17 protein-coding genes and 3 tRNA genes are annotated in these 23,576 nt (G+C 58.6%); 14 read left to right on the top strand and 6 right to left on the bottom strand.

The window, feature by feature from the left end:
- Positions 1-133 precede the first annotated feature (133 nt).
- From lgt to recD, 10 genes are all read left to right on the top strand, one after another.
- Positions 134-1,006 carry a prolipoprotein diacylglyceryl transferase gene (gene lgt, locus AC2AXP_RS20470; RefSeq protein ID WP_004959164.1) on the top strand — a complete coding sequence of 291 codons (873 nt, stop codon included), beginning with the start codon at positions 134-136 and terminating at the stop codon, positions 1,004-1,006.
- Between the two features lie 6 nt (positions 1,007-1,012).
- A complete protein-coding gene (gene thyA / locus AC2AXP_RS20465; protein ID WP_004959165.1) occupies positions 1,013-1,807 on the top strand; it encodes a thymidylate synthase in 795 nt (264 codons plus the stop codon).
- Between the two features lie 198 nt (positions 1,808-2,005).
- Positions 2,006-2,506 (top strand): prepilin peptidase-dependent protein, encoded by a 501-nt coding sequence (locus AC2AXP_RS20460; protein ID WP_039992586.1) that lies wholly within the window; start codon positions 2,006-2,008, stop codon positions 2,504-2,506.
- A complete protein-coding gene (locus tag AC2AXP_RS20455) occupies positions 2,500-3,075 on the top strand; it encodes a prepilin peptidase-dependent protein (protein WP_039991802.1) in 576 nt (191 codons plus the stop codon). The genes AC2AXP_RS20460 and AC2AXP_RS20455 overlap by 7 nt, the downstream gene beginning before the upstream one ends.
- Positions 3,072-3,512, top strand: coding sequence for a YgdB family protein (locus tag AC2AXP_RS20450; protein WP_004959168.1), 441 nt, complete (start codon positions 3,072-3,074; stop codon positions 3,510-3,512). Before AC2AXP_RS20455 ends, AC2AXP_RS20450 begins: the two co-directional genes overlap by 4 nt.
- Entirely contained in the window at positions 3,502-3,933 is a 432-nt protein-coding gene (locus tag AC2AXP_RS20445; protein WP_004959169.1) for a prepilin-type N-terminal cleavage/methylation domain-containing protein, read from the top strand. Before AC2AXP_RS20450 ends, AC2AXP_RS20445 begins: the two co-directional genes overlap by 11 nt.
- 65 nt (positions 3,934-3,998) lie before the next feature.
- Positions 3,999-7,370: an exodeoxyribonuclease V subunit gamma gene (gene recC / locus AC2AXP_RS20440; protein ID WP_484381904.1), complete on the top strand. Its 3,372-nt coding sequence runs from the start codon at positions 3,999-4,001 to the stop codon at positions 7,368-7,370.
- Positions 7,371-7,550: 180 nt separating this feature from the next.
- Entirely contained in the window at positions 7,551-10,439 is a 2,889-nt protein-coding gene (gene ptrA / locus AC2AXP_RS20435) for a pitrilysin (protein ID WP_004959172.1), read from the top strand.
- Positions 10,436-13,996, top strand: coding sequence for an exodeoxyribonuclease V subunit beta (gene recB / locus AC2AXP_RS20430; protein WP_004959173.1), 3,561 nt, complete (start codon positions 10,436-10,438; stop codon positions 13,994-13,996). Before ptrA ends, recB begins: the two co-directional genes overlap by 4 nt.
- Positions 13,993-15,867, top strand: coding sequence for an exodeoxyribonuclease V subunit alpha (recD, locus tag AC2AXP_RS20425; RefSeq protein ID WP_484381903.1), 1,875 nt, complete (start codon positions 13,993-13,995; stop codon positions 15,865-15,867). Before recB ends, recD begins: the two co-directional genes overlap by 4 nt.
- Before the next feature lie 13 nt (positions 15,868-15,880).
- Here recD and argA read toward each other — a convergent pair whose 3' ends face one another.
- Positions 15,881-17,206 (bottom strand): amino-acid N-acetyltransferase, encoded by a 1,326-nt coding sequence (argA, locus tag AC2AXP_RS20420; RefSeq protein ID WP_039992588.1) that lies wholly within the window; start codon positions 17,204-17,206, stop codon positions 15,881-15,883.
- 230 nt (positions 17,207-17,436) lie between these two features.
- Here argA and amiC point away from each other — a divergent pair, with 230 nt between their 5' ends.
- Positions 17,437-18,693, top strand: coding sequence for an N-acetylmuramoyl-L-alanine amidase AmiC (gene amiC, locus AC2AXP_RS20415; RefSeq protein WP_004959176.1), 1,257 nt, complete (start codon positions 17,437-17,439; stop codon positions 18,691-18,693).
- A gap of 103 nt (positions 18,694-18,796) precedes the next feature.
- Here amiC and AC2AXP_RS20410 read toward each other — a convergent pair.
- The 3 genes from AC2AXP_RS20410 to AC2AXP_RS20400 all read right to left on the bottom strand — a co-directional run bounded on the left by AC2AXP_RS20410 (position 18,797) and on the right by AC2AXP_RS20400 (position 19,138).
- Positions 18,797-18,873, bottom strand: a tRNA-Met gene (locus AC2AXP_RS20410).
- A 51-nt stretch (positions 18,874-18,924) separates the two neighbouring features.
- Positions 18,925-19,001, bottom strand: a tRNA-Met gene (locus AC2AXP_RS20405).
- A 60-nt stretch (positions 19,002-19,061) separates the two neighbouring features.
- A tRNA-Met gene (locus AC2AXP_RS20400) sits at positions 19,062-19,138 on the bottom strand.
- 246 nt (positions 19,139-19,384) lie between these two features.
- On the opposite strand from AC2AXP_RS20400, the gene mltA reads away from it, so the two are divergent.
- Complete coding sequence (gene mltA, locus AC2AXP_RS20395; protein WP_004959177.1) at positions 19,385-20,539, top strand: murein transglycosylase A; 1,155 nt, start codon at positions 19,385-19,387, stop codon at positions 20,537-20,539.
- Between the two features lie 116 nt (positions 20,540-20,655).
- Positions 20,656-21,465 carry a tRNA cyclic N6-threonylcarbamoyladenosine(37) synthase TcdA gene (gene tcdA, locus AC2AXP_RS20390; protein ID WP_004959178.1) on the top strand — a complete coding sequence of 270 codons (810 nt, stop codon included), beginning with the start codon at positions 20,656-20,658 and terminating at the stop codon, positions 21,463-21,465.
- Here tcdA and csdE read toward each other — a convergent pair.
- Entirely contained in the window at positions 21,456-21,890 is a 435-nt protein-coding gene (csdE, locus tag AC2AXP_RS20385) for a cysteine desulfurase sulfur acceptor subunit CsdE (RefSeq protein WP_039991804.1), read from the bottom strand. The two genes, tcdA and csdE, sit on opposite strands and share 10 nt — an antisense overlap.
- Positions 21,891-21,914: 24 nt before the next feature.
- Positions 21,915-23,120 carry a cysteine desulfurase CsdA gene (gene csdA, locus AC2AXP_RS20380; protein WP_430299847.1) on the bottom strand — a complete coding sequence of 402 codons (1,206 nt, stop codon included), beginning with the start codon at positions 23,118-23,120 and terminating at the stop codon, positions 21,915-21,917.
- Positions 23,121-23,312: 192 nt separating this feature from the next.
- On the opposite strand from csdA, the gene AC2AXP_RS20375 reads away from it, so the two are divergent.
- Positions 23,313-23,537 carry a YgdI/YgdR family lipoprotein gene (locus tag AC2AXP_RS20375; RefSeq protein WP_004959181.1) on the top strand — a complete coding sequence of 75 codons (225 nt, stop codon included), beginning with the start codon at positions 23,313-23,315 and terminating at the stop codon, positions 23,535-23,537.
- The last annotated feature ends 39 nt before the right edge of the window (positions 23,538-23,576 follow it).

Below are 23,576 nucleotides of genomic sequence, written 5' to 3'. Positions count from 1 at the left end.
ACAGCGCTAAGCCTATGTTATGATGCGTTTCCTCCATTGCGCTGCCGCCAGAAAGCTGGCCGGCACCGCGTTTGGCACCTGCCGCCCCCACTGGGGAAGAATAATCGACATAATTGACATGTTGTGGTGATAGATGAGCAATAGCTATCTGGCGTTTCCTAAATTTGATCCGGTGATTTTTTCAATCGGCCCGGTATCGTTGCACTGGTACGGTTTGATGTACCTGGTCGGCTTTGTCTTTGCCATGTGGCTGGCGATCCGCCGTGCCAATAAACCGGGCAGCGGCTGGACCAAAGACGAAGTGGAAAACCTGCTGTATGCCGGTTTCCTCGGGGTGTTTGTCGGTGGCCGCGTTGGCTATGTGCTGTTCTACAATCTGCCGTTGTTCCTTGATAATCCGTTGTACCTGTTCAAAGTCTGGGATGGCGGCATGTCATTCCACGGCGGCCTGCTGGGCGTGATTCTGGTGATGTTCTGGTTTGCACGTCGCACCAAGCGCACGTTCTTCCAGGTATCGGATTTTATCGCGCCGCTGATCCCGTTTGGTCTGGGGGCCGGGCGTCTCGGCAATTTCATCAACGGCGAACTGTGGGGCCGCGTCACCTCCGACGTGCCTTGGGCGATGCTGTTCCCCGGCTCGCGCAATGAAGACATCGCCATTGCCGCCGCCGATCCGCAATGGCTGCCGTTGCTGAACCAGTACGGTGTGCTGCCGCGTCACCCTTCGCAGCTGTATGAACTGCTGCTTGAAGGCGTAGTGCTGTTTATCATTCTGAATCTGTTTATTCGCAAATCACGCCCAATGGGTGCGGTTTCCGGCCTGTTCCTGATTGGCTATGGGGCGTTTCGCATCATCGTCGAAGCCTTCCGCCAGCCGGACGCGCAGCTCGGCCTGTTCGACGGCGTGATCAGTATGGGGCAGATCCTGTCGATTCCGATGGTATTGGCCGGTATCATTATGATGATTTGGGCGTATCGTCGTCGTCCACAGCAACAAACTTCGTGAGGAAAAATGAAACAGTATCTGGATTTGATGAAGAAAGTGCTCGCCGAGGGCACCCCTAAAGCCGATCGTACCGGCACTGGCACGTTGTCCATTTTCGGCCACCAGATGCGTTTCAATTTGCAGGACGGCTTCCCGTTGGTGACCACCAAAAAATGTCACCTGCGCTCAATCATTCATGAACTGCTGTGGTTCCTGAACGGTGATACCAATACTGCCTATTTGCGTGACAATAAGGTCACCATCTGGGACGAATGGGCGGATGAAAACGGCGATCTTGGCCCGGTGTATGGCAAGCAGTGGCGCGCATGGGGCGCGGCGGATGGGCGTCAAATCGACCAGTTGAGTAACGTACTGCAACAGTTGAAACAGGACCCGGATTCCCGTCGCATCATCGTTTCCGCCTGGAACGTCGGCGAACTGGAGCAGATGGCGCTGGCGCCGTGCCATGCGTTCTTCCAGTTCTACGTGGCCGACGGCAAGCTGTCTTGCCAACTGTACCAGCGGTCGTGCGACGTGTTCCTCGGTCTGCCGTTTAATATCGCCAGCTACGCGCTGCTGGTGCATATGATGGCGCAGCAGTGTGACCTGCAGGTCGGTGACTTCGTCTGGACCGGCGGCGACACCCATCTCTATAGCAACCATATGGAACAGACGGCGTTGCAGTTGACCCGTGAGCCACGGCCATTGCCGAAGCTGGTAATCAAGCGCAAACCGGCGTCGCTGTTTGATTACCGTTTCGATGACTTCGAAATCGAAGGTTACGATCCGCATCCTGCCATCAAGGCACCGGTCGCCATCTGACCGTCAATCAAGCAACTCTCCAGGCGCAACTTGTTTGCGCCTTTTTTTCGCCCGTCGCGGCGTCGCAATAGATTATTTTGCGCAGCGCCTCGTATTTTGATGGGCAGTTTCAGCCTGTGCATCAATAAATTGCGTAACGTTTTCCAGCCTTCACACCGTCCGCTGTTCACTTTTTTTCTGCGCGTTACACTCGCCGCCATGAAAAACAGATGCATTCGTCACGCCCACCGCCAGCGCGGCATGACGCTGATAGAGCTGCTGGTGGCGATCGCCCTGGCCGCATTGCTGAGCGGTTGGGGTGTCGGCCACTGGCAGCAGCACCGGCAGGCGTTACGGTTGGAACATTCCGCGCTGCAACTGCTGGCGTTTCTCACTCGCCTGCAGGCTGACGCCAACTGGCGCAATCGTGCCGCGCTGCTGTGGTTCAAACCGGGGGAGCATTGGTGCGTCGGCAGTGGTAGCGAACCGCTGACCTGTGACACGGCCGAAGGTTGGGTATTTCTGGCACCGTCTGCAGACGTGCTGTTGAGCGATTATACCCGCAAGGAGATCGGGTTTTACGGCCTGCGCAACAGCGCCCAGGCCGGGCATATCCAATTGAGCAACGCTGTTGGCAGCCTGCGGGTGGTGCTATCGGCGCAAGGACGGCTGCGGTTATGCAGCGTCGAGGCGGCGCTTGGCGGGATCGGCCGATGCTAGCGTCCTCGCAAGGTTTTAGCTTGCCCGAAGCGCTGCTGGCGATGGTTTTCGGCAGTCTGGTTGCGTTGGCGGCTGCCAAAACGTATCCGCTTTTGCGTCAGCAGAGTGTGACTCTTGGCCACTATTATCGCCTGGAACTGGCGCTGCGCCAGCTGGCATTCGGCATTGAAAAAGATCTTCGTCGCACCGGGTTCTGTGCCGGTGATTGTCACGGCCAACCGCTACTCATTGGCCAGCACCGGGGGGAAGCAAACGCCAGCTGTGTGATCGTCCGTTACGATCTGAACCGCAATGGCCGTTGGGAAAGGGGCGGCAGCGAAGCCGAACAATTTGCCTATCGGCTGCGCCAGGGGGCGTTGGAGCGCCAACGCGGCGTGAGTCACTGCCATGGCGGCGGTTGGGAACGGTTGCTCGATCATCAGCAAATTCATATCGACAGCTTCAGGATCGACATGCTGCCCGGCCGGCATCGCCGCCAGGCGGTACACCTGTCGCTGACAGGGCATGCAACGGCGCGGCCGCATATCCAGCGTACGCTGACCGTTACCGTCAGCCTGGTGTTACGATGAACTCGCAGCGGCAGCGGGGCGGCAGTGCGTTGGCTGCGGTGATGCTGCTGCTGGCGATGGGGCTGATGCTGTTAACTGCCCAGCAGCGGCAACTGGACAACGCTCTGTTGCTGGCGGCCGATCAGCAGCGTTATCTGGTGGCGTATAATCAGGCGTCGTCGGCGCTGAATTGGGGCCTGGTGCAGCCATGGCCGGTCGCTCGGCTGAACGTGCAACGCTGGCATTGTCTGCGTCATATGGCTGAGTTGCAGGTCTGCGGCAGAATGTCGGCTCGGGCCGGGATCGTGCTGCTGCGCGGCCGGGGAACGCTGGCTGGCGATCGGCCGCTTTGGCTCTACCAGTTGGCGACGCCAGACGACCAGGGCAAACTGGCCGCGGTAGTCGGCGGGCGCCTGGATTTCTGCCCGGAAAGAAACGAGGCCGACTGTGCGGACTGAGTCGATAGCGGCCGATGCGGCGCCTCAACGCGGCTTCAGCCTGCCTGAGGTGTTAATTGCCGCGCTGTTGTTCTCGGTGTCGTTACTCGGCCTGTTGCAGTACCATCAGGTATTGTTACAGGGATTTCAGCGCCAATGGCAATCTCGCCAGGCCTGGGCATTGGCGCATCAACAGTTGGAGCGTGATGCCGCCGGCCTTGAGGGGGTGGAGACGCTTGCCCCCGGCTGGCGACGTGAACTACAGCACAGTGGCGAAGATGGCGCTTGCCATCGGCTGACGGTCACGATACAAACCCCGCAACGACAGCGGATCCAGCTTGGCCGCTGGTATTGCGACGGCGATTTGCCTGGCGGCAGCGGTGGTCACCGATCGGGGCAGCCAGCGACGGTACCGTTGCGCCACGCGGGCGTGAAACAGTGACGCGGCGCCAGCGTGGCGTCAGAGCCGCGCTATTTTTTACAGTATGACGGGTTTAAAGGAGTCTCATGTTCACGGTTTACCATTCCAATCAGCTGGATTTGCTGAAGACGCTGACCAGTGCGTTGATCGACAGAGAACCGTTGGCCGATCCTTTTCAAGCGGAAGTCATACTGGTTCAGAGCCCCGGCATGGCGCAGTGGTTGCAGATGCAACTGGCCGAACAGTTCGGTATTGCCGCCAATATCGCCTTCCCGTTGCCGGCATCGTTTATCTGGGAAATGTTCACCCGCGTATTGCCCGGTATCCCGCAGGAGAGCGCCTTCAGTAAAGACGCCATGACCTGGAAACTGATGTGGCTGCTGCCGGATATGCTGACCGAGCCGGAGTTTGTGTCGTTACAGCATTATCTGTCCGACGACGACGACAAGCGCAAAATCCATCAGTTGGCCGGGCGAGTGGCCGATCTGTTTGACCAATATCTGGTGTATCGGCCGCAGTGGCTGGAAAGCTGGCAACGCGGCAAGCGTATCGACGCCCTGTCAGAGGCGCAGCAATGGCAGGCGCCGTTATGGGCACGCCTGGTGGAGTACACCCGGCAGCTTGGGCAGCCGGAGTGGCACCGAGCCAATCTGTACCGGCGTTTCATCAGCACCCTGGAACAGGCACAAACCTGCCCGCCGGGTTTGCCACCACGGGTGTTTATCTGCGGCATTTCGGCGCTGCCGCCGATCTACCTTGAGGCGTTGCAGGCGTTGGGCAAACATATCGATATTCATCTTATGTTCACCAACCCGTGCCGTTACTACTGGGGCGATATTCAGGATTATGCGTTCCTGGCGCGGCTGCAAAGCCGTAAACGCCGCCATCACCAGCAGGCGCGCGAACAGGGGCTATTCCGCCAGCCGGAGCAGGCCGCACAGCTGTTTGACGCCGACGGTGAACAGCGCTTGAGCAACCCGCTGCTGGCCTCCTGGGGCAAGCTGGGGCGCGACCATTTGTACCTGCTGGCGCAGATGGCGTCGTTGCAGGAGGTTGACGCCTTTGTGGATATTGCGCCGGACAACCTGCTGCATGCCATTCAGCATGACATGCTGGAGCTGGAGGATCACGCAATTATCGGCACCACGGCGCAAACGCTGGAGCGCAGCGACAACAAGCGTACGCTCGATCCCGCCGATCGCTCCATCAGCCTGCACGCCTGCCATAGTCCACAACGCGAGGTGGAGGTGCTGCACGACAGACTGCTGGCGATGCTGGCGGAGGATCCGCAGATGACGCCGCGTGACATCATCGTGATGGTGGCCGACATCGACAGCTATACGCCGTACATTCAGGCGGTATTCGGTAATGCGCCGCCGGAGCGCTATTTGCCGTTCGCCATTTCCGACCGGAAAGCACGACAGGCTCACCCTGCCTTGCAGGCGTTTATTTCACTGCTGGATCTGCCGCAGAGTCGTTTTTCTGCTGAACAGGTGCTGGCGTTGCTGGAGGTTCCGGCGCTGGCGGCGCGCTTCGCCATCGATGAAGAGGGGCTGCGTCTGTTGCGTCGCTGGGTCAGCGAATCCGGTGTACGCTGGGGGCTGGACGATGACAACGTGCGTCAACTGGCGCTGCCGGCCACCGGCCAGCACACCTGGCAGTTCGGCATCACGCGCATGCTGCTCGGTTATGCGATGGACAGCAATATCGGCGACTGGCAAGGCGTCTTGCCGTATGACGAGTCGAGCGGGTTGGCGGCGGAGCTGGCCGGACAACTGGCGGAGCTGTTGGCGCAGCTTGCCGACTGGCGGCAACGGTTGGGCGAAGCACGTACGCTGGCGGAGTGGCTGCCGCTATGCCGCCGATTGTTGGACAGTTTTTTTGCCGCCGATGCCGACACGGAAGTGATACTGGCGCTGATCGAACAGCAGTGGCAGCAGGTGATCGAGTTCGGCCAGGGGGCGCGTTACCCCGACGCGGTACCCCTGACGCTGTTGCGAGACGAGCTGGCAGCACGGCTCGACCAGGAGCGTATCAGCCAGCGTTTTCTGGCTGGGCAAATCAATTTCTGCACCTTGATGCCGATGCGCTCCATTCCGTTCAAGGTAGTATGCCTGCTGGGCATGAACGACGGCGTTTACCCGCGCACCCTGCCACCGCTGGGCTTTGACCTGATGGCTCAACAGGTCAAGCGTGGCGATCGCAGCCGGCGCGACGATGACCGCTACCTGTTCCTTGAGGCCATCCTGTCGGCGCAGCAGCAGTTGTATATCAGCTTTATCGGCCGGTCGATTCAGGATAATAGCGAGCGTTATCCCTCGGTGCTGGTGACCGAGTTGCTGGAGTATCTGCAACAAAGCTATTGTTTACCGGGCGATGAGCACCTGGACGCCGACGGCAGCGCGCAGCGGGTCGGTGAGCATTTGCTGCGCTGGCATGCCCGCATGCCGTTCGCCGTAGAGAACTTTCTGCCGGAGGCCGAAGCGCAGAGCTACGCTGCCGAATGGCTACCGGCTGCCGACCGGCGCGGTGAAGCGCACCCGGTGTTCAATCAGCCGCTGCCGCTAGAACCGCAGACGCAGCTATCACTTGACGATCTGCTGCGTTTCTATCGCCATCCGATCCGCGCCTTCTTCCAACTGCGCCTGGGGGTCAACTTCATTCTGGAAGAAACCGAACTGGCGGATGAGGAACCGTTTACGCTGGACAACCTCAGCCGCTATCAATTCAACAATCAGCTGCTGAACGCGCTGATTGAAGACCAGGATGCGACGCGGCTGTATCAGCGGATACGCGCTTCCGGCGGTTTGCCGTACGGCCCGTTTGGCGAGATCTACTGGCAAAAACAGCAAGAGGAAATGAGCGAACTGGCAGCGCAGGTACGCGAAGAAAGGCGGGAAAGCAGTAGCCTGGAGCTGGATCTCGACATCGCCGGCGTGCGCCTTGGCGGCTGGCTGCATCAGGTGCAGCACGACGGTCTGCTGCGTTGGCGGCCAGCGACGCTGTCTGCGGTCGACGGTATCTTGCTGTGGCTGGAACATCTGGCCTATTGCTGTGCCGGCGGCGAGGGTGAAAGCCGGATGTTCGGGCGCAAGAACGCCGTCTGGCGTTTTGCCGCATTGCCGCCAGAGGCTGCGCGAGCCCAGCTTGCCGAGCTGATCGCCGGTTATCAGCGCGGGCTGTGTGAACCGCTGATGCTGCTGAACAAAAGCGGCTGGGCGTGGTTAAGCCAGTGCTATCAGCAGGACTCACAGCAGATTGATTGGGGCGAGGAGGCGCAGGCCAAGGCGCGGGCCAAACTGCTGCTGGCATGGCAGGGCGATCAGCGCATTCCCGGCGAGGGGGAGGATCCGTATATTCAGCGGGTATTCCGTCAGTTGGACAACGCCACGCTGGCACAAATTGTGGCGGAAACAGAGCGTTACCTGCTGCCGGTGGCTCGCCATAATATAGGGTGATCGTCACCGGGTGGTACTGGTTGTCGGGAGATGGTAAAAATAAACTGGTTTATATTCAACCTTCAGGGTTGTTTCCGGTCTTACATAAGATATCGGCATATAGCTTTGCTGTTTTTTGATGAGCGGCGGGGTCGTCAGGGATGTGGCGAAACCGCGCCTGAATAGGGGTTTATTTTGGATATGCGCAGACGATTGGCCCGCCTCAGCGGGTTGATGTTGGTAGTACTATTTTGGGCACCGTTAAGCTGGGCCGCACAGGGATGGCAACCGCTGGCGGAGAAAATCCACAAGAGCGATCACGATCCACGCCATTACCAGGCGATCAAACTGGATAACGGCATGACGGTGCTGCTGGTTTCCGATCCGCAGGCGCCGAAGTCGTTGGCTGCGTTGGCGTTGCCGGTAGGGTCGCTGGAAGATCCCGACAGCCAGCTTGGTCTGGCACATTATCTGGAACATATGGTTCTGATGGGCTCCAAGCGTTACCCGGAACCGGAAAACCTGTCCGAATTTCTCAAGAAGCATGGCGGCAGCCACAACGCCAGTACCGCGTCGTACCGTACCGCTTTTTACCTGGAAGTGGAAAACGATGCGCTCGAACCGGCGGTTGACCGCATGGCGGATGCCATTGCCGAGCCGTTGCTCGATCCCGGCAATGCCGACAAAGAGCGCAATGCGGTGAATGCCGAATTAACCATGGCGCGTTCACGCGACGGTATGCGCATGGCACAGGTCGGCGCGGAAACGCTAAATCCGGCGCACCCGAGCGCACGCTTTTCCGGCGGCAATCTGGATACGCTCAAGGATAAACCCGGCAGCAAACTGCACGATGAACTGACGGCGTTCTACCAGCGCTACTATTCCGCCAATCTGATGATGGGCGTGCTGTACAGCAATCAGCCGTTGCCACAGTTGGCCACGCTGGCGGCAAAAACCTTTGGCCGCGTACCTAACCATAATGCCAGCGTTGCGCCGATTACCGTTCCGGCGGTCACCAAACAGCAGCAGGGTATCATTATTCATTACGTGCCTGCCCAACCGCGCAAACAGCTGAAGGTCGAGTTCCGCATTGATAACAACAGTGCGGCGTTCCGCAGCAAGACCGATACCTACATCAGTTATCTGATCGGCAACCGCAGCCAAAACACGCTGTCAGACTGGTTGCAGAAACAGGGGCTGGCAGACGCCATCAATGCCGGCGCCGATCCGATGGTCGATCGCAATGGCGGCGTGTTTTCCATCAGCGTGTCACTCACCGACAAAGGGTTGGCCCAGCGTGACGAGGTGGTGGCGGCTATCTTCAATTATTTGAAAATGCTGCGCAGTGAAGGCGTCAAAAAAAGCTACTTTGACGAAATCTCGCACGTGCTGAATCTGGATTTCCGCTACCCGTCGATTACTCGCGATATGGACTATATCGAATGGCTGGTGGATACCATGTTGCGCGTGCCGGTTGAGCATACGCTGGATGCGCCTTATCTGGCAGATCGATACGATCCGCAAGCCATAGCGCAGCGACTGGAGGAAATGACGCCGCAAAACGCGCGCATCTGGTTTATCAGCCCGAATGAACCTCACGATAAAATGGCGTATTTCGTTAACGCGCCTTATCAGGTCAATAAAATCGACGCCGCGCGGTTTGAGCAATGGCAGCAGTTGGGGCAGGGGATCAGCCTGTCATTGCCCGCGCTGAATCCGTATATCCCGGATGATTTCACGCTCAACCAACCTTCGCATGCGTTCACCAAGCCCGAACTGGTGGTCAATCAGCCGGGGCTGCGTGTGCTGTATATGCCGAGCCGTTATTTTGCCGATGAGCCGAAAGCCGATGTCACCGTGGCGTTCCGCAACGCCAAAACCATGGATTCCGCTCGCAATCAGGTGTTGTTCTCGCTGACTGACTACCTGGCGGGCATTGCCCTCGACCAACTGAGCTATCAGGCGTCGGTGGGTGGCTTGAGCTTCTCTACCTCGCCGGACAATGGCCTGTTGTTTAATGCCAACGGCTTTACCCAGCGGTTGCCACAGCTGCTGACTACCCTGATTGAAGGTTATTCGAGCTTTACACCGACCGAAGACCAGTTGCAACAGGCCAAGTCCTGGTATCTGGAACAGCTGGACGCCGCGGAAAAGGGCAAGGCGTTTGAGCTGGCGATGCAACCGGTGCAGATGCTTTCTCGCGTGCCGTACAGCGAGCGCAGCGAACGCCGCAACCTGTTGCAGACCCTGACGCTGCAAGACGTGCTGACCTACCGCAACGCGTTGCTGGCTGAAGCGACACCTGAACTGCTGGTGGTCGGCAACATGAGCAAGCAACAGGTGGATACGCTGGCCTCCTCGCTGAAACAGCGTTTGGGCTGTAGCGGCGAGACCTGGTGGCACGGCGAAGACGTGCAAATTGCCAAGCGGCAGTTGGCCAGCCTGCAACGTCCGGGCAGCAGCACCGATTCGGCGCTGGCGGCGGTGTATGTACCGACTGGCTATCAAGAGGTCACCGGCATGGCTTACAGCTCATTGCTCGGACAGATTATCCAGCCATGGTTCTATAGCCAGTTGCGTACCCAGGAACAGTTGGGGTATGCGGTATTCGCCTTCCCAATGTCGGTGGGGCGGCAGTGGGGGCTGGGCTTCCTGCTGCAAAGCAACAGCAAACAGCCGGCTTACCTGTATCAGCGTTATCAGGACTTCTATCCGAAGGCCGAGCAGCGCCTGCGTGACATGAGTGAGGCCGACTTCGCCCAGTATCAGCAGGCGCTGATTAACGAACTGAAGCAGCGTCCGCAGACCTTGAGCGAAGAGGCCAGCCGCTTTAGCAATGATTTTGATCGCGGTAACTTTGCCTTTGACACCCGCGAGAAATTGATCGCCCAGGTACAGCAGCTGACGCCGGCCAAACTGGCGGACTTTTTCCACCAGGCGGTGATTGAGCCGAACGGCCTGGCGGTGTTGTCGCAGGTCAGCGGCAGCAGTCAGGATAAAGCCGATTATGCGGCGCCGCAGGGCTGGCAGTCGATGCCGAATGCGTCGGCGCTCCAGCAAACGCTGCCGCGTAAGGTCGCGACGCCATGACAACCAGCACCCCGCAGAGGCTCGATCCGCTGACGTTGCCGCTGTTTGGCGAACGACTGATTGAAGCGTCGGCAGGGACCGGGAAAACCTTCACCATCGGCGCGTTATATCTGCGCCTGTTGCTGGGGTTGGGCAAGCAGGCGGCTTTCCCGCGGCCGCTGACGGTAGAGGAAATCCTGGTGGTGACCTTTACCGAAGCGGCGACCGAAGAGCTGCGCAGCCGGATACGCAGCAATATCCACGGTCTGCGCATTGCCTGCGTACGCGGCCGGGAACAGTGCACCGATCCGCTGTTTTCCGCCCTGATGGCGGAAATCGACGATCTGGCCGACGCCGCGGCGCAGTTGCTGGCGGCGGAGCGGCAGATGGACGAGGCGGCGATCTTTACCATTCACGGTTTCTGCCAGCGGATGCTGGCACACAATGCCTTCGAGTCCGGGATTCTGTTTGAACAAACGCTGATTCAGGATGAGCTGCCGCTGCGCCGTCAGGCCTGCGCCGACTTTTGGCGGCGGCAATGCTATCCGTTGCCGCTGGCGGTAGCCCGCGCGGTCAGTCAGGAATGGAGTGGACCGGAGGCGTTACTGGCCGATCTGGCCGGCTATCTGCACGGCGAAGCGCCCACCCTGCGACAACCGCCTAAAGACGATGAAACGGTGTTGATGCGTCACGAGCAAATCGTGGCGCGTATTGAGCAGATAAAAGCGCAATGGCAAGCGGCCGCGCCGGATTTGGAAGCGCTGATTAGCGCTTCCGGCGTTGATAAACGCAGCTACAGCAGTAAGCATTTACCTAACTGGCTGGGCAAGGTTGGCGAATGGAGCGCATTGGCCACCCAGGATTATCAACTGCCGAAAGAGCTGGAAAAGTTCCGCCAATCGACGCTACTGGAAAAAACCAAAAAAGGCGAGCCACCGCGACACCCGCTGTTTGTGGCCATCGATAGCCTGTTTGACCAACCGCTGACGCTGCGTGATCTGATCATGGCGCGCGCGCTGAGCGAAATCCGCACCTCAATCCAACAGGAAAAGCGTCAACGCGCTGAACTGGGTTTTGACGACCTGCTTGGTCGCCTGGATGCGGCGTTACAAAGCGCCGGTGGGGAACAGCTGGCGCAGGCGATTCGTCAGCGCTTTCCGGTGGCGATGATCGATGAGTTTCAGGATACCGATCCGCAGCAGTATCGCATTTTCCAAAAGCTGTACGTCGGACGCGAACAGTGTGGTCTGTTGCTGATCGGCGATCCCAAACAGGCCATTTATGCCTTCCGCGGGGCGGATATTTTCACCTATATGCGTGCTCGCTCAGAGGTAAGCGCCCACTATACGCTAGAGACTAACTGGCGTTCGTCTCCGGCCATGGTAGACAGCGTCAATAAGCTGTTTTCGCAGGTTGGACAGCCGTTCCTGTTTGGCCAGATCCCGTTTGTTGCCGTGGCCGCTGCCGCTAAAAATCAGGGGTTGGGGTTCGAACTCCAGGCGACCGTACAGCCGGCGCTGCATTTTTGGTTACAGCAGGGCGAAGGTGTGGGAGTAAGTGATTACCAACAGATGATGGCGCGCTGGTGTGCGGCGCAGATCCGTGACTGGCTGAGCGCCGGCCAGCGCGGTGAAGCCTGGTTGCTTAACGGTGCACAGCGCCGTGCAGTGCAGGCGTCGGATATCACCATTCTGGTACGCAGCCGCGCCGAAGCCGCGCTGGTGCGCGATGCCCTGAGCCAATTGGCCATCCCGTCGGTGTATCTTTCCAACCGCGACAGCGTCTTTGACACGCCGGAGGCCAAGGATTTGCTGTGGCTTTTGCAGGCGGTATTGGCGCCTGAACAGGAACGTACGCTGCGTAGCGCGATGGCGACCGGACTATTGGGGCTGGACGCGCCGACGCTGGACGCGCTGAACCATGACGAACGTGCCTGGGATCTATTGGTCAATGAATTTGACGGCTATCGCAGCCACTGGCAGCGGCGCGGCGTACTGCCGATGCTGCGTGAAGTCATGACGCGCCGTCATCTGGCGGAGAACCTGCTGGCCAGTCCCGGCGGCGAGCGTCGTCTGACCGATGTGATGCATCTGGGCGAACTGTTGCAGGAAACCTCCGCGCAGCTCGACAGCGAACATGCGCTGGTGCGCTGGCTGGCGCAGCAGATTGCCCAGCCTAACCGCCAGTCGGACAATCAACAGTTGCGTCTGGAAAGCGATCGCCACCTGGTGCAGGTGATCACTATCCATAAGTCCAAGGGGCTGGAATATCCGCTGGTCTGGCTGCCGTTTGTCGGCAATTTCCGCCAGCAGCAACAGGTGCTGTATCACGATCGCAATAATTTCAAGGCATTGCTCGATCTTAATGCCAATGAAGAAAGCCTTGCCTGGGCCGAAGAAGAGCGGTTGGCGGAAGATCTGCGCCTGCTGTACGTCGCACTGACCCGTTCGGTCTATCACTGCAGCATTGGCATTGCCCCGTTGATTCAGGGGACGCGCAAGAAGCAGGGCGACACCGATTTGCACCGCAGTGCACTGGGCTATCTGGTGCAGGCCGGGCAAGCCGGCGATGCCAGCTATCTGCAGCAACGTTTGCAACAGTTGACCGGCGACGGCGTCGCGCTGTCGCCGGTGGACGAGCCTGATCCGCAACCGTGGCAAGCGCAAGCCGAGGCAGCGGCCGAACTGACCGCCCGCCGCTTTACCCGCCAGGTACAGGATTACTGGCGAGTCACCAGTTATACCGGTCTGCAACAGCATGGGGCGGCGGGAATCACCCAGGATCTGCTGCCGCGGCTGGATGTGGATGCCGCCGGCGAGCAAGCCGCAGACGGTGAGCCGGCGCTTACTCCGCATACTTTTCCTCGCGGCGCGGCACCCGGAACCTTCTTGCACAGCCTGTTCGAAACGCTGGATTTCAGCCAACCGCTGGACGCCGACTGGCTGCTGGAGCAGTTGCGTTTGCACGGCTATGACGACCATTGGCTGCCGGTGTTGCAGGACTGGATGCAGGTCTTGCTGCACACCCGGCTCAACGACAGCGGGGTATCACTGGCGATGCTGGCGCCGCAGGCCAAACAGGCTGAGCTGCAGTTCTACCTGCCGATAGGTGACCTGCTGCGCGCCGATGCGCTGGATGCGCTGACCAAACGTTACGATCCGCTGTCTGCCCGCTGTCCGGCACTGGACTTTCAGCAGGTGCAGGGCATGCTGAAGGGCTTTATCGATTTGGTATTCTGCTGGCAGGGGAAGTATTACCTGCTGGACTATAAGTCCAACTGGTTGGGGGAGGACAGCAGCGCCTATACCCAGCCGGCAATGGCGCAGGCGATGGCCGAACATCGCTACGACCTGCAATATCAGCTCTACACGCTGGCATTGCACCGTTACCTGCGGCACCGTCTGGCGGATTACGATTATCAGCGCCATTTTGGTGGCGTGATTTATCTGTTTTTGCGCGGCGTCGCTGCTGAACACCCTGGCAACGGCATCTTTTCCTGCCGTCCGGACGGTGAACTGGTCATGGGAATGGATCGGCTGTTCAGCGGCGTATCCCGTGCAACGGAGGCCGAGCAATGATCGATTTATTGCAGCAAGCGGCAACGCTTGGCGTACTGCGCCCGCTGGACGTGCAGTTCGCACGGGTGGTAGCGCCGCCGGATCGACCGGATATGCTGCTGGCCGCCGCTTGCCTCAGCGCGGAAGCCGGTGCGGGGCACGTCTGTCTGCTGTTGCAACAGCTGATGCCGGAGAACCTGTTCGACGGGCGGCAACCAGCATTGGCACAGGCGGTGTGGCAGGCAGCAGGACTGCCCGATCTGGATGACTGGCGGCAACGGTTGTTGAGCTCGCCGGCGGTCAGTGACGGCAGTCTGCCAACGCCGCTGGTGCTGCAAAAACAGCGGTTGTATTTACAGCGCATGTGGCAAAGTGAAGGCCAGGTAGCGGCATTTATCAGCAGCGATAGCATACCGCAGGTTATCGAAACTCAGCGTCTGCGCGCGATCCTCGACCAGCTGTTCGGTACAGCAACGGACACGCCGGACTGGCAGAAAATTGCCGCGGCGGTGGCCGCGACCCGGCGCATCGCGGTGATATCCGGCGGGCCGGGCACCGGTAAAACCACCACCGTGGCCAAACTGCTGGCCGCATTGGTGCAGTTGGCCGAAGGCGCGCGTTTGCGCATTCAACTGGCAGCACCAACCGGCAAGGCGGCAGCGCGACTGACCGAGTCACTGGGCAGCGCCAGCCGACAATTGCCGCTCAGCCCTGAACAGCGGGCGTTATTCCCCACCGAAGCAGCAACGCTGCACCGCCTGCTGGGCGCACAGCCGAACAGCCAACGCATGCGCTATCATCGTGGCAATCCGCTGCATCTCGACGTGTTGGTGGTGGATGAGGCGTCGATGGTCGATCTGCCGATGATGGCGCGTCTGATCGCCGCCTTGCCGCCGCACGCCAGGGTGATTTTTCTTGGCGATCGCGATCAACTGGCCTCGGTGGAAGCAGGCGCGGTGCTGGGAGATATCTGCCGTTTTGCCGAGCAAGGCTATAGCGACGCTCGCGCTGCACAATTGGCACAATTGACGGGCTGTACATTGAGCGGTCAGAGCGCGCAGGGTGACGCAGCGGTACGCGATAGCCTGTGTTTGCTGCGCAAGAGTTACCGTTTTGACGCCGATTCCGGCATTGGTCAACTGGCGATGGCGGTGAATGCCGGCGACAACAAACGAGCCTGGGCCGCGCTCAACGGCAGTTTTAGCGACGTTGCCGGTTATCCGCTGGTGGAAACCGAGGATTATCAGGCGTTGCTGGATGCCTGTGTGGCCGGTTATCGCGACTATCTCCAGCGGGTCGCCGCCGGAGCGCCGGCGGTCGAGATCCTGGCGGCATTTGGCCGCTTCCAGGTGCTGTGCGCGCTGCGGGAAGGACCCTTTGGCGTTGCCGGACTGAACGAGCGGATTGAAAGCGGGTTGCAACGTGCGGGGCTGATTCGTCGCAACCTGGCTTCCGCCGGGCGCTGGTATCGTGGTCGACCGGTGATGATTGGCCGTAACGACAGTGCGTTGGGGCTGTTTAACGGTGATATCGGCATTGCGCTGCCGGGGGAGAACGGCGAACTGCGTGTGCATTTCCAATTGCCGGACGGCAATATCAAATCGGTACAACCCAGTCGTTTGCCGGCTCATGAAACCGCCTTTGCCATGACGGTGCACAAGTCTCAGGGTTCAGAGTTTGACCATACGGTGCTGGTACTGCCCAACCACTTTCTGCCGGTGTTGACGCGCGAACTGGTGTATACCGCCATTACCCGCGCGCGTCGGCAGCTGTCGCTGTATGCAAGTGAAAAGGTGCTCAACAGCGCCATCCGCACGCCAACCCAGCGGCGCAGCGGGCTGGCGGAGCGGTTGGTGATGGTAGCTCAGCCCAGTGAGACACCGCTGGGCTAAGGTCGGTGGTGGGCTATAGGTCGGCCAGTAGGATCTTCGAACGGCGCTGGTAGTTATACAGCGCCTGTTTCTGCATTGGCAGCACCTCGACGTCCGCCGGAGTGAAACCCCGCTCCTGGAACCAGTGAATGCTGCGCGTGGTCAGTACGAACAGTTTTTTCAGCCCCATCTGGCGCGCCTGCGTTTCCACTCTTTGCAGCAGCATTTCGCCGCGCGATGAACTGCGGTAGTCCGGATGCACAGCCACGCAGGCCATTTCACCGATTTTCTCATCCGGGAATGGGTATAGCGCGGCACAGGCGATGGTCAGGTTATCGCGTTCGATGATGGTGAACTTGTCGATTTCCATTTCCAGTTGCTCACGCGAGCGGCGTACCAGAATGCCTTGCTGTTCCAGCGGGCGAATCAGCTCGAGAATACCGCCAATATCGTTGATGGTGGCGCGCCGCACCTGTTCGGCGCTTTCCATCACGATCTGTGTACCGATACCATCACGTGAGAACAGCTCTTGCACTAACGCGCCGTCTTCCTGATAGCTGATCAGGTGGCTGCGCCGTACGCCGCTGCGGCAGGCTTTCACCGCGCCGCGCAGGAAACGTACGGTGCCCGAATGGTAATCACCGCTCTGTTCCAGCTCCTCAATACGCTTTTGTGCGTCATTGGGGAACAGTTCGGAAATGATATTGCCTTCCTCGTCGTTAACCCCTTGGGACGAGCAGAAGCCAATCATTTTTTCCGCCTTGAGCTTGATCGCCAACTGGGTGGCAACCTCTTCCGACGTTAGATTAAAGCTTTCACCGGTAACGGAAACGGCAACCGGGCCGATCAGCACGATGGCGTTGCTGTCGAGCTGGCGATGGATCGCCTCTTCGTCAATGCGGCGAATGCGGCCGCTGTGGCAATAATCCACGCCGTCATCGATGCCAAGCGGTTGAGCAATGATAAAGTTACCGCTGACCACGTTGATATGCGCGCCTTGCAGCGGCGTGTTGTTCAGACTCATCGACAGCCGGGCAGTGATGTCCAGTTGCAACAAACCGGCGGCCTGTTTGACCAGCTCCAGCGTCGGCGCATCGGTGACGCGAGTATGCTTATGATAAATTGGCTCCAGGTTATGCAACGCCAGGTTGCCGTCAATCTGCGGCCGCGCGCCGTAGACCACCACCAGCCGGATGCCCAGACTATGCAATAGGCCGATATCGTTGACGATGTTGGAGAAATTCTCATGCTCAATGGCTTCTCCCCCCAGCATGACCACAAAAGTCTTGCCGCGGTGAGCATTGATATAAGGGACTGAGTGACGGAATCCTTGAACCAGCTCTGTACTACGTTCCTTCACGGTCAAACCTCTTTTTGCATATTTATACGGTATTTTTGTATTTTTATTCTTTTTTTGCGCTGATGGCAAGTGGGAATTTATTGGTTTTTTGGCGCTAACACCGCTAAATCGTTAATAAATTGACAAAACATAAAAGGATTTTCTGGTGACAGCGCTGGATGGATTCGTTAAAGTTTTTGCCATTCTCACTTTATGGTGCTTTTTTAAGCTGATTTTTTTGCTGGAGCCGCATGTCAAACGCTAATCACAATCTGGGTCGCCGTCGTCTGTTGCAGGGGGTTGCCGCAACCTGGTTGCTGAGCGTGAGCCGCGTCGGTTTTGCCGCCTCGTCGCACGTGATTGCGGTGCGCGTCTGGCCTTCCTCTACCTATACCCGCGTGACGCTCGAATCCAACGAGGAACTGAAGTACAAGCAGTTTGCCTTGACCAACCCCGATCGTATCGTGGTGGATATCGAAGGCGTGCATCTCAATAGTATCCTCAAGGGCATCGCCGGCCAGGTACAGACTGCCGATCCTTATCTGAAACAGGCACGCGTCGGCCAGTTTGACAAGAATACCGTGCGCCTGGTGCTGGAATTAAAGCGAAGCGTCAGCCCGCACATGTTTACCCTGTCGCCGGTGGCGGAATACCGTAACCGACTGGTGCTGGACTTGTATCCGTCCAAATCGTCGTCCGGCGAAGAGTATGATCCGCTATTGGCATTGCTGGAAGATTACAATAAAGGGGATTTGGAACGGACGTTGCCGGCACCAACTCAGGCGCCGCAGGCCGGCAAGGCCGGGCGCGATCGGCCAATTGTCATTATGCTCGATCCGGGCCACGGCGGTGAGGATCCCGGCGCTATCGGCAAATACAAAACGCGCGAGAAAGACATCGTGCTGCAAATTGCCCGCCGTTTAAGCACCATGATCAAGCGTGAACCCAACATGAAAGTGTTTATGACGCGTAATGAAGACGTGTTTATCCCGCTGAAGGTGAGGGTGGCCAAAGCACGCAAGCAACGCGCCGATCTGTTCGTTTCCATTCATGCCGATGCGTTTACCAGCCGGGCCGCCCGCGGCTCCTCGGTGTTTGCGTTGTCGACCAAAGGGGCGACCAGCGCCGCAGCGAAGTTTCTGGCGCAGACGCAGAACGAATCAGATCAAATTGGCGGCGTCAGCAAAAGCGGCGACCGCTATCTCGACCACACCATGTTCGATTTGCTGCAAACCGCGACCATTAACGACAGCCTGAAGTTTGGCAAAGAAGTGCTGAACCGCATGGGGAAAATCAACCGGCTGCACAAGAACCGAGTCGATCAGGCCGGTTTTGCGGTATTAAAGGCGCCTGACATCCCGTCGATTCTGGTCGAGACGGCTTTTATCAGCAACGTTGAAGAAGAACGCAAGTTGCGAACCAGCCGTTTTCAACAGCAGGTGGCCGAGTCGATTCTGGCGGGTATCAAGGCTTACTTTGCCAACGGTGGTGCGCTGGCCAGGCGTTGAGTGCGCGCGCCGGGCTGCGTGGTCCGGCGTGATTAACGCCTGGGGAGGGGAATTCCAGACATAAAAAAACACCCGTTAAGGTGCTTGATTATGGTCATCAAATTGGTTGCGGGGGCCGGATTTGAACCGACGACCTTCGGGTTATGAGCCCGACGAGCTACCAGGCTGCTCCACCCCGCGTCCGTCTTGATGCATTACTGTCTGGCATGGATATCACGGTATGATATCAGTTGGTTGCGGGGGCCGGATTTGAACCGACGACCTTCGGGTTATGAGCCCGACGAGCTACCAGGCTGCTCCACCCCGCGTCCGTCTACTGCCTTATCGAAGCCAACCCTGTTATCTGATACCGCTGGTACGGTATCGGTTGGTTGCGGGGGCCGGATTTGAACCGACGACCTTCGGGTTATGAGCCCGACGAGCTACCAGGCTGCTCCACCCCGCGTCCGATGGAAGCGCACTATACTCTCCATGATTTATGATGCAACCCCTTTTTGCAGATAATTGAATGAAAGCCATTTTATTGCTGATTTTACCCGCAATCTGCCGATTTTTTAGCAACCTGCCGGTGGCGATTTTTTTGTTGGCAGGCGATTCCTTTATCCATGGCCGTTTGTTATCGTTTTGCCGTCATATCCCTTATCTTTCGAGATATGTTGGGACAAATTATATCTGTCTAAGAGAGTGCGCGATGAAAGGACGTTGGGGCAAATACCTGCTGGGCGGGTTAGTGGTGACGGTAGTAGCGGTGCTGGCAGGCTGTTCGTCAAAGCCGACCGATCGCGGTCAGCAATATAAGGATGGGCGGCTGGAGCAATCGCTGGAGTTGGTTAATCAGCCCAATGCCCGCGGCGTACCGGTCAATGCCAAAGATTATTCAGATCAATTGATGGAAATTCAGTACGCGTCGCCGTCATTATTCAATCGCAACAACAGTACCTATCAGGCGGTGCAGAGCTGGATGGCCTCCGGTGCCGATACGCGCCAGCTGAGCCAGTTCGGTTTGAATGCCTACCAGATGGAAGGGGTAGACAACTACGGCAACGTTCAGTTTACCGGCTACTATACCCCGGTATTGCAGGCGCGCTACACCCAACAGGGCGAGTTCCGCTACCCGCTTTATCGTATGCCGCCAAAAGGCCGCGGCCGCCTGCCGGATCGCGCCGGTATCTACAGTGGCGCGCTTGATGACCGCTATATCATTGCCTATACCAACTCCCTGATGGACAACTTTATGATGGAAGTGCAGGGCAGCGGTTATGTCGACTTCGGTAACGGCCAGCCCCTGGTGTTCTTTGGCTATGGCGGCAAGAACGGCCACGCTTACCGCAGCATCGGCAAGGTGCTGATCGACCGTGGCGAAGTGGCCAAGCCGGACATGTCGATGCAGGCGATCCGCCAATGGGCTGACAGCCATAGCGAAGCGGAAGTGCGCGAACTGCTGGAACAGAACCCGTCGTTCGTATTCTTCCGCCCTGAGTCCTTCGCGCCGGTGAAGGGCGCCAGCGCGGTGCCGCTGATCGCCAAAGCCTCGGTGGCCTCCGACCGTTCGTTAATTCCTGCCGGCACCACGCTGCTGGCGGAAGTGCCTTTACTGGACAACAAGGGTAAATTCACGGGAAAATACGAGATGCGCCTGATGGTGGCGTTGGACGTTGGCGGTGCCATCAAAGGTCAGCACTTTGACATGTACCAGGGGATCGGCCCGGAAGCCGGCCATTCGGCGGGCTACTACAACCACTATGGTCGCGTTTGGGTGTTGAAGGGCGGCAATAACAGCGCGCCGTTGTTCAGCGCCTACCAGCCAAAAGCCAATCAGAGCGGCTCGCTGCTGGTAACCCGTTAAAGCGCGACGCAGCGCGTTCCAGACCCGCAAGGGCCGGATTTTCCGGCCCTTGTCATTTGCATAATCAACAGCCTTCGCCGTTAGCCCGGCGAGCGGCCCAAGGTAAATAAAGCGTTATGAGCACCACACCTTATTCAGAAGCCTATCTGCAACGTTTTGGCGGTACGGCGCGTTTGTATGGCCAGCAGGCGCTGGCGTTGTTTGCCCAGGCGCACGTCTGCGTGATTGGCATCGGCGGTGTGGGATCGTGGGCGGCGGAAGCGCTGGCGCGCACCGGGATTGGCGCCATTACCCTGATCGATATGGATGATGTGTGCGTGACCAATACCAACCGCCAGATCCATGCGCTGAAACAGCACGTCGGCCAATCAAAAACCGAGGTGATGGCGGAACGTATTCTGGCGATCAACCCAGAATGCCGGGTGACCTGCATCGATGACTTTATTACGCCGGACAATGTGGCTGAACTGCTGACGAACAATTTCAGCTATGTTATTGACGCTATCGACAGCGTGCGACCCAAAGCGGCGTTGCTGGCCTATTGCCGGCGCTACAAGATCCCGGTGGTGACCACCGGCGGCGCGGGTGGGCAGATCGATCCGACGCAGATCGCGGTGGCCGATCTGGCGAAGACCATTCAGGATCCGCTGGCGGCCAAGCTGCGTGAACGCCTGAAGAACGACTTCAAGGTGGTGAAAAACAGCAAGGGTAAGCTGGGGATCGACTGCGTATTTTCCAGTGAACCGCTGGTTTATCCGCAGCCGGATGGCACGGTGTGCGCCTCGCGCAGTACCGCTGAGGGACCCAAGCGCATGGATTGCAGCGCCGGTTTCGGTGCGGCGACCATGGTCACCGCTACCTTTGGCTTTGTGGCGGTATCTCACGCCCTGAAGAAAATGCTGGCCAAGGCTGCGCGTCAGGCATAACGCGCGGCAATCTCTTTGACAGCGGTGGCCAGTGCAGCCAGGCCGCTGGCGCGGGTTGCGCTGAGCTGGGCGCGCAGCCCAAGTTGTTCGAACAATGCCAGCGGATCGCTCGCCAGGATCTGCGCGGGCGTTTTGCCTTCCACTGCGGTGAGTAACACTGCCAGCAGGCCGCGCACAATACGGCCTTCGCTGTCGCCATAAAAGTGCAGCGTGCCGTCTGCCAGTAACTGATGGCCAAGCCACACCCGGTTCTCACAGCCGCTCAGTTCCTGTTCTGCACCGCGTAAGTCCTGCGGCAGCGGCGGTAACTGTTTTGCCAGCAACACCAACTGTCGATAGCGGTCTTCCCACTGCTTGAACGCGGTGAAGGTGTCGATCAGCGTTTGCGCACTGATGTCACGGCCAAAGGGATGAGGGGCAAGCATGCTGTCTCCGTATGTCATAAGCGATTAATCCGCCAGCAGATCGATGGCGTTGGTCAGCGCGTTGACCAGCGCGTCGACGTCCTGTGGTGTATTGTACGGTGCAAATGAAGCGCGCAGGGTGCCACTGACGCCGAGCGCCGCCATTAATGGCTGTGCGCAATGCTGACCGGCGCGCAGCGCGATCCCCTGTTCTGCCAGCAGGGTGACGATGTCGCTGTGATGCAGATTGGCGATGTCAAACGCCAGCAGGCTGGCATCCGAACAGCGGAAACTGCGAAACCCCGGCAGCTGCGCCAGCCGCCGTTCGGCGCTGGCCGCCAGTTCTCGGCTGTAGAGTTCGGCCAGATCTCTGCTTTGGCTTTCCAGCCAGCTTAGCGCGGCGGACAGCCCCAGCACGCCGGCGATATTCGGCGTGCCGGCTTCAAAGCGATGAGGGGGCTTTTGCGGTGTAAAACCGTCGAACGACACGTCGGTCAGCATTTTACCGCCGCCTTGCCATGGCGCCATTTCCGCCAACAGTTCACTTTTACCATACAGCACGCCGATGCCGGTCGGGCCATACAGTTTATGGCCGGAAAAGGCATAAAAGTCGATATCCAGCGCCTGAACGTCGGCCGGGCAATGCACGATACCCTGAGCGCCGTCGATCATCACTTTTGCCCCGGCCGCGTGTGCCAGGCGAATGGCCAGTGACAAATCCGGGCAGCCGCCGGTGACGTTGGACATTTGCCCCAGCGCCAGCAGACGGGTGTTTTCGTTCAGCAATAGGGGAAGCTTGCTCAGATCGGGCAAATAGTCGGCGCCCAACGGCAGCTTCACCACCTGTGCACCGCTCTGCTGTGCCACCATCAGCCAGGGGATCAGATTGGCGTGGTGTTCGGCTTCGCTGACGATGATGTTGTCACCGGGCTGCAAACGTGGGCGGGCGTAGCTTTGCGCAACCAGATTGATCGCTTCGGTCGTGCCGCGCGTCCAAACGATATCATCCGCGCTCGGCGCGTTGAGAAGCCCTGCCACTTGCTGGCGCGCCTGCTCGAAGCGGGTGGTCAGATCCTGCGCTGCTCGATGCTGGCTGCGGTGCACGGTGGCGGCGTCATTGCCGTAAAATTGCTGGGTCGCGGCAATAACCGGCAGCGGCTTCAACGCGGTAGCGGCGCTGTCCAGATAAATGCCGGCCTGCGCAAGGGCAGGAAACTGGCTGCGGAAAAGTGAAGGGTTAAACGACGTCATACAAGCTATCACTGGCTGGGACAAGCAACGATCCTGTCCTATTTTTCCGAAAGTAACAAGTTATGCCGTTCAATTGCCGCGCTTGTCTGGCATTCTTCAGTGAGTTTGTTATGCTGTTTAGTGGCATATGAAACCTTTCCTTTACTAATTTAAAAGGTTTTTTTCAGCATTTTTATCTACAAGGAGTCCACAATGAAGAAAACAGCCGCAGTAATCTCTGCCCTGATGCTTACATTCACGCTGGCAGCCTGTTCCAGTAATTATGTGATGCATACCAATGATGGACGAACCATTGTTGCTGATGGAAAACCACAGGTTGATGATGACACCGGGATGATCAGTTACAAAGATGCCAACGGCGTGGAACAGCAGATTAACCGCGCAGAAGTGAAGGAACTGGCAGAAAGCGATCGGTAAACGCCAGATAAAAAAAAGCACCGCAACGTTTGCGGTGCT

Source organism: Serratia sp. Sp408 (genome assembly GCF_057180665.1).
This window is presented reverse-complemented; position numbering and strand designations above follow the sequence as displayed.